The organism is Paraburkholderia sp. SOS3 (genome assembly GCF_001922345.1).
Lineage (GTDB): Bacteria > Pseudomonadota > Gammaproteobacteria > Burkholderiales > Burkholderiaceae > Paraburkholderia.
This window is the reverse complement of the sequence record NZ_CP018811.1, coordinates 4470222-4483385: the sequence shown is the minus strand read 5'-3', so window position 1 is coordinate 4483385 and position 13164 is coordinate 4470222. Positions and strand designations below refer to the sequence as shown.

Genomic DNA, 13164 nt, shown 5'->3' with positions numbered 1-13164 from the left:
CCGATTCTCGCGGAGTTCGTGAAGAAGCGGCAGCAGCCGGTGTCGGTCTGGTGTTCGGCGGCTTCGACCGGCGAAGAGCCGTATTCGATTGCGATGACGCTCGTCGAAGCGCTCGGCGAATCGGCCGCGCGCCACGCGAGCGTGCTCGCCACCGACATCGACACGCAAGTGCTCGCCAAATGCGATGCGGGCGTCTATCAGTACGAGCAGGTGCGGCATCTGTCGCCGGAGCGCCTGAAGCGCTTTTTCTGCGCGGCACGGGCGCGCATGCGGGGCTCGTCAAGGTGCGGCCCGAACTGCGCGCGATGATCCGTTTCGAGCGGCTCAACCTGACCGATCGCGACTACGGCCTGCGCAACCCGTTCGATGCGATCTTCTGCCGCAACGTGATGATCTACTTCGACAAGCCGACGCAGTCGCAGGTGCTCGCGCGCTTCGAGCCGCTCGTGAAGCCGCGCGGCCTGCTGTTCGCCGGCCACTCGGAGAACTTCACCTATGTGACGCAGGCGTTCCGGCTCAAAGGCCAGACCGTCTACGAGCTGACGCGCGACAGCGGCCGCGCGCCCGCGCAGGGACGCACGCACGGTGCGATGAACGAGGTGAGCGCATGAGCACCGGATTGCCGATCGCGAACAACCTCTATTACGACAACCACTTCAAGCGTCCCGGCGTGAAGCTGTTGCCCAACGAGTTCTATACGACGAACGAAGACATGGTGCTCGTCACCGTGCTCGGTTCGTGCGTCGCCGCCTGCATTCAGGACCGCACCGCGGGCATCGGCGGCATGAATCACTTCATGCTGCCCGACGACGGCGCCGAAGTCGTGCAGGCCGCCTCCGACGCCATGCGCTACGGCGCGTACGCGATGGAAGTGCTGATCAACGAGCTGATCAAGGCGGGCGGGCGCCGCGAGCGGTTCGAAGCGAAAGTGTTCGGCGGCGCCGCCGTGCTCGCCGGCATGACGACGATGAATATCGGCGATCGCAATTCCGAATTCGTGCGCCGCTATCTCGCGCTCGAAAAAATCCGCATCATCGCCGAAGACCTGCAGGGCGCACATCCGCGCAAGGTCGCGTTCCTGCCGCGCACCGGCCAGGTGATGGTGAAGAAACTCGGATTGCAGCAAGACCCGGATGTGGCGGAGCGCGAACGCGTGCTGGCCCGGCAGAGCGCCGAGCAGCGCGCCGAACGCCTCGCTAGGGCGCGCGCGCGCGTCGAGCTGTTCAGTGCCGGCAAGGGCGGCGGCAGCGCGCGCGCGCCGGCGGCTCCGCAGCCGGCACCGCAGGCGGCGCGACGAAGCCACGTATCGAGCTGTTCAACGCGGGCGGCCGCGAGAACGATTCCAAAAATGCGCGGACCGCAGAGGAGGCGTAGCAACTGTGCAAAAGATCAAGGTACTGTGCGTCGATGATTCGGCGCTGATCCGCAGCCTGATGACCGAGATCATCAATGGCCAGCCGGACATGGAAGTGGTGGCGACGGCGCCCGATCCGCTCGTCGCGCGCGAGCTGATCAAGCAGCACAACCCGGACGTGCTGACGCTCGACGTCGAAATGCCGCGCATGGACGCCTCGATTTCCTCGAGAAGCTGATGCGACTGCGGCCGATGCCGGTCGTGATGGTGTCGTCGCTGACCGAGCGCGGCTCGGAAATCACGCTGCGCGCGCTCGAACTGGGCGCCGTCGATTTCGTGACGAAGCCGCGCGTCGGCATCCGCGACGGCATGCTCGATACTCGGAGAAGCTCGCCGACAAAGTGCGCGCGGCAGCCCGCGCGCGCGTGCGGCAGGCGGCGCCGGCCGCGCATCCGGCAGCAGGCGGCGCGCATCCGGCGGCCGCCGCGCATGCGCCGCTCTTCAATAACCCGCTCGTATCGACCGAGAAGCTGATTATCGTCGGCGCGTCGACGGGCGGCACCGAGGCGATTCGCGAAGTGCTCGTGCCGCTGCCGCCCGATGCGCCGGCGGTGCTGATCGCGCAGCATATGCCGCCGGGCTTCACCAAATCTTTCGCGCAACGTCTGAACGGCCTGTGCCGCATCACGGTGAAAGAGGCGGAGCACGGCGAGCGCGCGGCTTACATCGCGCCGGCCATGCGCACCTGCTGCTCGCACGCAGCGCGCGAACTATATCGCGCACCTGTCGGACGAGCCGCCGGTGAACCGGCACCGTCCGTCGGTCGACGTGCTGTTTCGCTCGGCCGCGCAGCATGCGGGCAAGAACGCGATCGGCGTGATCCTGACCGGCATGGGCCGCGACGGCGCCGCGGGCCTGCTCGACATGCGCCGCGCGGGCGCCTATACGCTCGCGCAGGACGAGGCGAGCTGCATCGTGTTCGGCATGCCGCGCGAAGCGATCGCGATGGGCGCCGCCGACGACATCTCTCCGCTTGCCGACATGAGCCGCCGCGTGATGGCGCGACTCAACTCGATGGGCGAACGGGTGCAGCGTGTGTAATCATGCCGGTCGCGGCGCGCGTGCGAAGGCGACGCCGCGACGGGGTCTTGAGCGGCCATTTGGGTTACAGAGTAACCGCGGTGCAGCCGATAACCGTTCTATACGGCACATCGATGCAGCTTTGTTGCATGGGGCCTGAGCGGACCGGGAACTGAATGACGAACGGGTGGCGGTGCGCCGCCCGGCTGGATTGGGAAATAGAGGGGAATCAGATGGACAAGGGAATGAAGATTCTGGTGGTGGACGACTTTCCGACGATGCGCCGGATCGTCCGCAACCTGCTCAAGGAGCTTGGCTACTCGAATGTCGACGAAGCGAAGACGGCGCGGCGGGTCTTGCGCGGCTGCGCGGCGGCAGCTACGAGTTCGTGATCTCGGACTGGAACATGCCGAACCTCGACGGCCTCGCGATGCTGAAGGAAATTCGCGCGGACGCAGCCTTGACGCACCTGCCGGTGCTGATGGTGACCGCCGAATCGAAAAAGGAAAACATCATCGCGCGGCGCAGGCCGGCGCGAGCGGCTATGTCGTGAAACCGTTCACCGCGGCGACCCTCGACGAGAAGCTGAACAAGATTCTTGAAAAGATGGGCAAAACCGGGGGCTAATGTGAACCAGCCGACCAACGCGCAGGACGCGGTCGCGCGCGACGACAGCGATCACACCACCGACCGGATTCTCGCCCGGATCGGCCAGTTGACGCGCACGCTGCGCGATTCGATGCGCGAACTCGGCATCGACAAGCATGTCGAGCGTGCCGCGGAAGCCGTGCCGGACGCACGCGACCGCCTGAAATACGTCGCGACGATGACCGAGCAGGCCGCCGAAAAAGTGCTGACCGCGATCGAAGTCGCGAAGCCGATCCAGGAGCAGCTGCAGCAGGACGCGGGCAAGCTCGATGCGCGCTGGGCGCAGTGGTACGCGGCGCCGCTCGAACGTGACGAAGTGCGCACGCTGATGGACGACACGCACGCGTTTCTCGGCAAGCTGCCCGACGCGACGGCGGCGACCAACCAGCAACTGCTCGAGATCATGCTCGCGCAGGATTTCCAGGATCTGACGGGCCAGGTGATCAAGAAGATCACCGAGATCGTCTATGTGATCGAGCAGCAACTGCTCGGCGTGCTCGTCGAGAACATCGCGCCCGAGCGGCGCGAGCAGTTCGCGGCGACGGCCGCGGCGCTCGTCGCGAAGTGTCGTCGACGGGCAGCCCCGAGGGTCTGCTCAACGGTCCGCAGATCAACCCCGAAGGCAAGGCCGACGTCATGCAGGATCAGTCGCAAGTCGACGATCTGCTCGCGAGCCTCGGCTTCTGACGCGGATCTCTCCGACTCCCGCTCTCTCTCGTCCCCGAAGGCTGCGCGGCTGCTGAAAGCGAATGCTCACGCAGCCGCGGAGTCTGTCCCTTCGATCTCTCCGCAGGCATACTAGCCATCGCGTAACGCAAAGGCCCTTTCCCGTTCCGGCAACGGGCATCGGGCTTGCGCAGCGCTGTCGGGCGGTTGCCAGCGCGCTTTCGAGAAGCAGCTGGCGTGGCCTGGAAGGCGGATCCGAATGGCGCGCGGTGCGGTGTGTCATCGCGCTTCAACATGCGTCGCGACCATGCAAACAGGTTCGGACTGCATGCGGCTCGCATCGCGAGCGCGGTTTTCAAGGAGAGAGTGCCGATGTTCGAATCAAACCCGTTGCGGCGTCGCGTGCTCGCGCTTGCCGCTGCCGCATTCTGCGCGGCCGGCATGCTGGCCGCCGCGCCGTCAGCGAACGCGGCGTTGGGCAGCAGTCCGATGACGACGCCGCAAGGCGCGAGCGTGACGACGTCGGGTCCGTCGGCCATGTCAGGCGCGCCGTCCGCGTCGGCCACGGCGACGATGCGCAATGCGATCACGCCGGGCGCATCGGCTGCGGCGTCAAGTGTGGCGTCGGCTGCGTCGGGTTCTGCAGCAGCGTCGGGTCCCGCCGCCTATACGGTGCGCTCGACCACGCTCGCAACCGGCACCGTCGTGCGCGAATACGTAGACGGCAACGGCCAGGTGTTCGCCGCATGCTGGAACGGACCCGCGTATCCGAATCTCACCGAAATCTTCGGCAACGACTACTACCAGCAGTATGTGGAGGGCGCGCGCGCCGCTCGGGCGGCACGCGGTGCCGCACGCGGCCCGGCGACGGTCGAACAGGGCGGCCTCGTGGTTCGCGCGGGCGGCCACATGGGGAGCTATGTCGGTTGTGGGTATCTGCCCGCGCTGATGCCGGCCGGCATAACCGGCGACCAACTCCGCTAATCGACCGACGACTGGAGAAATTCTCGTGCAACGAACAACCAGAATGACGCCTTGGCTGAAAGGCGCCGCCGCGCTTGCCGTGTCGCTGATCGTCGCCGGTTGCGGCGGAGGCGGCGGCAGCGACAACAGCGCCGGTTCGAATTCACCGAGCACTCCGACGCCCTCGGGAGCGAATCAGGTCGCCGCGGTGATCAGCCAGGGTGTGTCGGGCAACGTGAATATTCCGACCGTGACCGTGACTGTCTGCGCACCTGGTTCGGCGACCGCGTGTCAAACCATCAACAATGTGTTGCTCGATACCAGGTCTTTCGGCCTGCGTGTGCTCAACACATCGTTGGGTTCGGTGGGCGCCAGCCTGCCGGCGTTGCCATCGGGATCCGGCATCCTTGCGCAATGTGCGCTTTTCGCGCAAAGCTTCACGTGGGGGACGATTCGTACGGCCGACGTACATATCGGCGGGGAGACGGCGGCTAGTATTCCAATCCAAGTGGTGGGTGATTTACCGGAGGCAACGATTCCGAGCGAAAATTGCACGAACAGCGTGCCCGCGTCAAATGCCCAGGACACAGCCAATGCGCTCAATGCAAACGGCATTCTCGGCGTCGGTGTGGCGATTACGGACTGCGGAACCGCATGTGCCGCAGCGATGTCGGTCAACAATCCGAGCACGTACTTCTCCTGCCCACCCAATACGACGACGGCCAATTGTACGCGTGTGCCGGTCGCGGTCACGCAGCAGGTCACGAACCCTGTGGCGCGCTTCGCGAGCGACAACAACGGCGTAATCGTCCAGTTCCCGGCTGTGCCAGACGGAGGCTCGAAGACCGCGACGGGCCTTGTCACCTTTGGCATCAACACACAGTCGAACAACGCGATGCCGGGCACAGTGACAATGCTCGTTTCCGACTTGGCGGGCGACCTCCAAAACAGTACTTTCAATGGCGTGAGCGGCGTGAAAGCTTTCCTCGACACGGGTTCTAACGGCGTGTTCATGATCGCGTCTCTCCCATTGTGTGGCAGCAACGCGCAGGGTTTCTACTGCCCAGCCGCCAAGCAGATCCTCACCGCCACGCTGCAAGGGGTCGGCACGACCGTGACAACTGTAAATTTCGCAGCAGACAACGCAGATAATCTTCTCAAAACTGGGAATTTCGCGTTAGGCAATCTCACGGGTTCGGCCGGAGCGACAAGCGGCACGCTCGATCTCGGCTTGCCGTTCTACTTCGGCAAGACCGTGTATCACGGCCTCGACCTGCGCGCGTCCGGCGGCCGGGCGCCGTTTATCGCGTTCTAGCCGCGCGTTCGCGTACGGCGAAACAGCGGCCCCGTCCGGGGCCGCTGCGGGGTTGCCGGCCCGCTGCTTCCTCCATCCCGCGAAATACCCCGGTTTAACGCCCTTTATCCGCCGATCGTCCCTTTACGTCTACGGGAATAATCGCTCTCACCCGGAAAACCGGCAATGGATGCCGTGACCGCCTGGAGAGCCCCGTGGCAGAGGACAGCGACCTCGAAAAGACCGAATCAGCCACCCCCGTCGCCGTCAGAAGGCGCGGGAGGAAGGGCAGGTCGCGCGCTCGCGCGAGCTAGTCTCGTTCGCGCTGCTGTCGGCCGGCTTCTTCGGCGCGTGGGGCCTGTCCGGTCAGATCGGCGCTCATCTGGAAGGCATGCTGCGCGGCTCGTTCACGTTCGATCACGCGAGCGTCTTCGAAACGCGCCGCATGCTGATCGGGGCGGGCGCCGCGAGCATGCAGGGCCTGCAGGCGCTCGCGCCGCTGCTGTTTCTGACCGGGCTCGCCGCGCTCGTCGCGCCGATCGCGCTGGGCGGCTGGCTGCTGTCGGCAAAGTCGCTCGAGCCGAAGTGGAACAAGCTCAATCCGGTGTCGGGCCTCGGCCGCATTTTTTCGCCGAACGGCGTGATCCAGCTCGGCATGGCGCTCGCGAAGACGCTCGTGGTCGGCGGGATCGGCACGCTCGCGGTCTGGAATCACAAGGACGACGTGCTCGCGCTCGTCACGCAGCCGATGTCGGTGGCCTTCGCGAACACCGCCCATCTGATCGCCGTGTGCTGCGCGACGACCGTCGCGGGCATGTTCCTGATCGCCGCGCTCGATGTGCCGTACCAGATCTGGCAATACGAGAAAAAGCTGCGCATGACCAAGGAAGAGGTCAAGCGCGAGCACCGCGAAAACGAAGGCGATCCGCATGTGAAAGGCCGCATTCGCGCGCAACAGCGCGCGGCCGCGCGGCGCCGCATGATGCAGCACGTGCCGAAGGCCGACGTGGTGGTGACGAACCCGACGCACTTCGCGGTCGCGCTGCAATACACGGACGGCAAGATGCGCGCGCCGAAGGTCGTCGCGAAAGGCGTGAACCTCGTCGCGGCGCGCATTCGCGAACTCGCGACCGAGAACAACGTGCCGCTGCTCGAAGCGCCGCCGCTTGCGCGTGCGCTCTATTACAACGTGCGTCTCGACGCCGAAGTGCCGGGCGTGCTGTACGGCGCGGTCGCCGAAGTGCTCGCATGGGTCTATCAGCTGCGCCGCTTCAATACGCACGGCGGCGCGGAGCCGGTACGCCCGAGCGACCTCGACGTGCCGGCCGAACTCGACAAGCGCGGCCCGGCCGCTGACGAAGACGACGACATCGAAGATATCGAAGACGTGGAAGCAATCGATCCGCAAGCCCGTACCAGCGAGCGTGGCGACACGCGCGGCAACCGCAACCCGCGCAACGACGGAGGCCGCGCATGAGCACGCCGCCCCGCGCCGGTTTCCTCTCGCGCCGCCCTGACATGCTGCAGAGCGCGAACCTGCGCGCGCTCGCCGGGCCGATTCTGATCTGCATGATCCTCGGCATGATGATCCTGCCGTTGCCGCCGTTCCTGCTCGATCTGCTGTTCACGTTCAACATCGCGCTGTCGGTGATGGTGCTGCTCGTCAGCATGTACACGACCAAGCCGCTCGATTTCGCCGCGTTCCCGAGCGTGCTGCTGTTCTCGACGCTGTTGCGCCTGTCGCTGAACGTCGCGTCGACCCGCATCGTGCTGCTCGAAGGGCACACGGGCCCCGATGCGGCCGGCAAGGTGATCGAGGCGTTCGGCCACTTCCTCGTCGGCGGCAACTTCGCGGTCGGCATCGTGGTGTTCATCATCCTGATGGTGATCAACTTCATGGTGATCACGAAGGGTGCGGGCCGCATTGCCGAAGTGTCCGCGCGCTTCACGCTCGACGCGATGCCGGGCAAGCAGATGGCGATCGACGCCGATCTGAACGCCGGCATGATCAACGAAGAGCAGGCGCGCAAGCGGCGCAGCGAGATCGCCCAGGAAGCCGAGTTCTACGGCTCGATGGACGGCGCGAGCAAGTTCGTGCGCGGCGACGCGATCGCGGGCCTGCTGATCATGGTGATCAACATCCTCGGCGGGTTTATCGTCGGCGTCGCGCAGCACGGCATGAGCTTCGCGGACGCGGGCAAGAACTACACGCTGCTCACGATCGGCGACGGCCTTGTCGCGCAGATCCCGTCGCTCGTCATTTCGACGGCCGCCGGCGTGATCGTGTCGCGCGTGGCGACCAACGAGGACATCGGCACGCAGCTGACCTCGCAGCTGTTCTCGAACCCGCGCGTGCTCATGATCACGGGCTCGATCCTCGTGCTGATGGGCCTGATTCCCGACATGCCGCACCTCGCGTTCCTGGCGCTCGGCGGCGGCGCGATCCAGCTCGGCCGCGTGCTGAAGAAGCGCGCCGAGCGGCGCAAGTCGGCGTCGGCCCTCGTCGAGGCTTCGCCGGCCACGCTGACCGCGCCCGAGAACACCGAGGCGAGCTGGGACGACGTGACGATGATCGACACGCTCGGCCTCGAAGTCGGCTACCGGCTGATTCCGCTCGTCGACCGCAACTCGGACGGCGAGCTGCTCAAGCGGATCAAGAGCATCCGCAAGAAGTTCGCGCAGGAAATCGGCTTTCTGCCGCCCGTCATCCATATCCGCGACAACCTCGAACTGCGTCCGAACGGCTACCGCATCACCTTGAAGGGCGTCGAGATCGGCGTCGGCGAGGCGTATCCGGGCCAGTGGCTCGCGATCAATCCGGGGCAGGTCAGCGCCGCGCTGCCGGGCGCGCCGACCACCGACCCGGCGTTCGGCCTGCCGGCCGTCTGGATCGACACGAACCTGCGCGAGCAGGCGCAGGTGTACGGCTACACGGTGGTCGACTCGAGCACGGTGGTCGCCACGCACCTGAACCATCTGGTCGTCATGCACGCGTCCGAGCTGCTGGGCCGCCAGGAAGTGCAGGCGCTGCTCGAACGGACGACGAAGTCGTCGCCGTCGCTCGTCGAAGAACTGGTCCCGAAGCAGGTGTCGATCACGACGCTGCAAAAGGTGTTGCAGAACCTGCTCGAGGAAGGCGTGCCGATCCGCGACATGCGCACGATTCTCGAATCGATCGCCGAGCACACGCCGAAGGTCACCGACGCGCACGACCTCACGGCCATCGTGCGCCTCGCGCTGGGCCGCGCGATCACGCAGCAATGGTTCCCGGGCAGCGGCGACATGCAGGTGATGGGCCTCGATTCGAATCTCGAGCGCGTGCTCGCGCAGGCGCTGACGACCGGTCCGAACCCCGGTCTCGAACCAGGCCTCGCGCAGACGCTGCTTACCGAAACGCAACGGGCGATGACTCGCCAGCAAAGCTTCGGCTACGCGCCGGTGCTGCTCGTGCAGCACTCGCTGCGCGCCATGCTCGCGCGCTTCCTGCGCCGCAGCCTGCCGCAACTGAAGGTGCTTTCGTACGCGGAAGTGCCCGACACAAGAAACATCAAGGTCGTTAACCTCATCGGGGGTCAAGCTTGAACATCCGTAAATTCACCGGCGCCACGAGTCGCGATGCGTTGCGCCTCGTTCGCGAAGCGCTCGGCGCCGATGCGGTCGTGCTGTCGAACCGGTCGCTCGCCGACGGCAGCGTCGAGATCGTCGCGCTCGCCGACAGCGAACTCGCCTCCATCGCGCCGGCTGCGGGCAAGCGCGCCGCGGCGGCGCTGGGAGGCGCGGCCGGGGAAGGCGCAGCGCGTGCCGGCGCGGTCTCCGGGTTTGCCAATCCGTATGCGAGCGGTTTGCCTGACGTGTTTTCGTCGGTATTCGGCGCGAGCCCCGAAGCGGGCGCCGACGGCGAACCCGGCGCGAGCGCGCCCGAAGCGAAAACCGTGGCCGCGCTGATCGGGCCCGAGATCGAACCGGCGCGGCCGCGCGTCGAGAAGAGCGAAGCAACTGCGCCCGCGAAGCCCGCTGTGCCGGCCGCATCGATCATGAAGCCGGTGGAACGGCATCCGGCGCCGGCGCCGCGTCCCACGATGGCCGAAACGAATCCGTGGCTGATCGACCATGCGCAGCAGATCGCCGCGAAGCGCGATAGCCAGCCCGGCGACTACAGCAGCAAACAGCCGCCGCTCACGCCTGCGGCCGCCGCTGCGAAGGGTCTCGGCGCGCCGGGCGCCGCACCGGCACCCATGTCCGCGCCGGTGCCGGCGTCGGGCGCGCGCCGCGACGATCCGCACGGCGTTTCGCTTGCCGCGATTCCGACGCTCACGAACGAGGCGCCGGACTGGGCGCGCGAGGCCGCGCAGCTCGCCGCGCGCCGCGCCACGCAGCGCGCGACGACGGCGTCCGGCTATCCCGAGAACGTGACGGCCGCGGTCACCGACGCGATCAATGCGCGCATGTCGCAGATCGTCAACGAAACGGTCATGAACGAGCTGGCCTCGCTGCGCGGCATGATGGAAGAGCACTTCGCCGGTCTGCTGTGGGCCGATAGCCAGCGGCGCAGCCCGATCCAGTCGGCGCTCACGCGGCACCTGTTCGCAGCGGGCTTCTCCGCGCAGCTCGTGCGGATGGTGGTCGACAACCTGCCGGCCGTCGAGAGCTTCGACGCGGGCATGGAATGGGTGCACTCGGTGCTCGAGTCGAACCTGCCGGTGATGGAAAGCGAAGACGCGCTGATGGAGCGCGGCGGCGTGTTCGCGCTGATGGGTCCGACCGGCGTCGGCAAGACGACGACGACCGCCAAGCTCGCCGCGCGCTGCGTGATGCGCTACGGCGCGAGCAAGGTCGCGCTGTTGACCACCGACAGCTACCGGATCGGCGGCCACGAGCAACTGCGCATCTTCGGCAAGATTCTCGGCGTGTCGGTGCATGCGGTGAAGGACGGCGCCGACCTGCAGCTCGCGCTCTCGGAGCTGCGCAACAAGCACATCGTGCTGATCGACACGATCGGCATGAGCCAGCGCGACCGCCTCGTGTCGGACCAGATCGCGATGTTGAGCCGCGCGGGCCAACCGGTGCAGCGTCTGCTGCTGCTGAACGCGACCTGCCACGGCGACACGCTCAACGAAGTCGTACAGGCCTATCAGAGCGCGCCGGACAAGCAGCCGCTCGCCGGCTGCATCCTGACCAAGCTCGACGAAGCGACGAATCTCGGCAGCACGCTCGATGCGGTGCTGCGCTACCGCCTGCCCGTGCACTATGTCTCGACCGGCCAGAAGGTGCCGGAAAACCTTTACGTCGCGACGAAGAAATTTCTCGTTCGCAGCGCGTTCTGCATCCCGCGCGATCATTCGCCGTTCGTTCCGCAGGAAGACGACGTGCCGGGTCTGCTCTCCGCGCTGTCCGCACGCTCGACTGCCGAGCAGCACGAGGTCCGGTTTGGCTAAGTTCGTGTCCGATCAGGCAGAAGGACTGCGGCGCCTGCTCGCGCGGCACGGTTCGCGCGCGATCGCGGTGACCGGCGGCACGGCCGGCGTCGGCTGTTCGACGACCGTCGTCAATCTTGCGGCGGCGCTCGCGGCGCAGGGCAAGGACGTGCTCGTCGTCGACGAGCATGCGGGCGAACCCGACGCGATCGTCGCGACGCCCAACGGCGCCGCGGCCGAGCGCTTCGTCGCATTTACGCGCGGCGAGCTGGCGCTCGATGCAGCGACCGAACGCCATAGCGCAGGCTTCGCGGTGCTCGCTGCGCCGCGCAGCCATCGCGACATGTGCAAACCGTCGCAGCTGGCCGCGGTGTTCGACAGCACGGCCGATGTCGTGCTGATCGACGTGCAGTTCGAACGCGACGGCATGCTGTCGGACCTCGCGCTGCAGGCGCACGACCTCATGATGGTCACGCGCGTTGCCGCGCAGGCGATCACCGATACGTACGCCTGCATGAAGCGCCTGCACTACGCGTATGCGATCGCGCAATTCCGCATGCTCGTCAATCACGTGCACAGCGTCTCCGATGCGCAACTCGCGCTCGACAACCTCGCGGCCGTCGCGGGGCGTTATCTGACCGTGGCGCTCGAAGGCGCCGGCTGCGTCGCGGCGGACCCGCTCACGACGCGCTCCGCGGAACTGTCGCGCTGCATCGTCGAAGCATTTCCTTCGGCACCTGCCGCGCGCGACTTCCGGCACCTTGCCGCGGAATTGCAGTACTGGCCGATGCGGCCAGCGATGTCATCGCGCGCGCCGTGGGCGGCGAGCGCGGCAGTCACGCCGGCGTCACACGCCGAACAACCGTCCGCACAGCACGCCTGACAGGCAGCGGACAAGGGGAGCTCGATGTACAACGCTCAAGGAAAGATTTCTCAGGCCGACGTTCTGACGAAATACACGCCGCTGGTCCGGCGGCTCGGTCTGCAGCTGGTGGCAAAAATGCCGGCGAGCGTGGACCTCGACGATCTGATTCAGGCCGGCATGATCGGCCTGCTCGACGCCGCGAGCCGCTACAAGGAAGATCAGGGCGCGCAGTTCGAAACCTACGCGAGCCAGCGCATTCGCGGCGCGATGCTCGACGAGCTGCGCAGCAACGACTGGCTGCCGCGCAGCGTGCGGCGCACGTCGCGCGAGCTCGAGATGGCGGTGCACCAGGTCGAGCAGCAGCTCGGCCGCGCGGCCAGCGAAGCTGAAATCGCGCAGCACCTGAAGATGCCGCTCGACGAGTATCAGTCGATGCTGCAGGACCTGCACGGCAGCCAGCTCATCTATTACGAAGACTTCGACCGCTCCGCCGACGACGAGCCGTTCCTCGACCGCTATTGCGTCGATCACTCGGACCCGCTCTCGGCATTGCTCGACGAGAGCCTGCGCGGCGCGCTGATCGAGGCGATCGAGCGGCTGCCCGAGCGCGAGAAGCTGCTGATGTCGCTGTATTACGAGCGCGGGATGAACCTGCGCGAGATCGGCGCCGTGATCGAGGTGAGCGAATCGCGCGTGTGCCAGCTGCATAGCCAGGCAGTCGCGCGGCTGCGTGCGCGCTTGCGCGAAATGGCGTGGGCGGCCGAGGAGAGCTAAAAAGGGCATGCCCGCCTGATAAGGATCCGGCGCGAGTTTATACCCTACGATGCAACGATAGGGTATAAAACGGCGCCGGCTGGTCTTATACCCTACAATGCAATCG

General features: G+C 66.4%; 6 protein-coding genes and 6 pseudogenes. All 12 read left to right on the top strand.

Features of this window, described 5'->3' with window-relative positions:
* Window positions 1-611: pseudogene (locus tag BTO02_RS35415) on the top strand (CheR family methyltransferase); the annotation flags it as partial.
* Window positions 608-1374 (top strand): annotated as a pseudogene (gene cheD / locus BTO02_RS20030) (chemoreceptor glutamine deamidase CheD). The pseudogenes BTO02_RS35415 and cheD, both read left to right, overlap by 4 nt.
* Window positions 1375-1433: 59 nt before the next feature.
* A pseudogene (locus BTO02_RS20025) lies at window positions 1434-2455 on the top strand (protein-glutamate methylesterase/protein-glutamine glutaminase).
* A 212-nt stretch (window positions 2456-2667) separates the two neighbouring features.
* Window positions 2668-3061: pseudogene (gene cheY, locus BTO02_RS20020) on the top strand (chemotaxis response regulator CheY).
* Between the two features lies 1 nt (window position 3062).
* Window positions 3063-3769: pseudogene (gene cheZ / locus BTO02_RS20015) on the top strand (protein phosphatase CheZ).
* 351 nt (window positions 3770-4120) lie between these two features.
* Complete coding sequence (locus BTO02_RS20010; RefSeq protein WP_075158481.1) at window positions 4121-4732, top strand: DUF2844 domain-containing protein; 612 nt, start codon at window positions 4121-4123, stop codon at window positions 4730-4732.
* A gap of 79 nt (window positions 4733-4811) precedes the next feature.
* Entirely contained in the window at window positions 4812-6026 is a 1215-nt protein-coding gene (locus tag BTO02_RS20005) for a DUF3443 family protein (protein WP_232243402.1), read from the top strand.
* 194 nt (window positions 6027-6220) lie between these two features.
* Window positions 6221-7482 (top strand): annotated as a pseudogene (gene flhB / locus BTO02_RS20000) (flagellar biosynthesis protein FlhB).
* A complete protein-coding gene (gene flhA / locus BTO02_RS19995) occupies window positions 7479-9587 on the top strand; it encodes a flagellar biosynthesis protein FlhA (protein ID WP_075155285.1) in 2109 nt (702 codons plus the stop codon). The pseudogene flhB and the gene flhA overlap by 4 nt, the downstream one beginning before the upstream one ends.
* Window positions 9584-11440 carry a flagellar biosynthesis protein FlhF gene (gene flhF, locus BTO02_RS19990; RefSeq protein WP_075155284.1) on the top strand — a complete coding sequence of 619 codons (1857 nt, stop codon included), beginning with the start codon at window positions 9584-9586 and terminating at the stop codon, window positions 11438-11440. The genes flhA and flhF overlap by 4 nt, the downstream gene beginning before the upstream one ends.
* Window positions 11433-12302: a nucleotide-binding protein gene (locus tag BTO02_RS19985; protein WP_075155283.1), complete on the top strand. Its 870-nt coding sequence runs from the start codon at window positions 11433-11435 to the stop codon at window positions 12300-12302. The genes flhF and BTO02_RS19985 overlap by 8 nt, the downstream gene beginning before the upstream one ends.
* Window positions 12303-12326: 24 nt before the next feature.
* Window positions 12327-13058 carry an RNA polymerase sigma factor FliA gene (locus BTO02_RS19980; protein ID WP_075155282.1) on the top strand — a complete coding sequence of 244 codons (732 nt, stop codon included), beginning with the start codon at window positions 12327-12329 and terminating at the stop codon, window positions 13056-13058.
* Window positions 13059-13164: the final 106 nt, after the last annotated feature.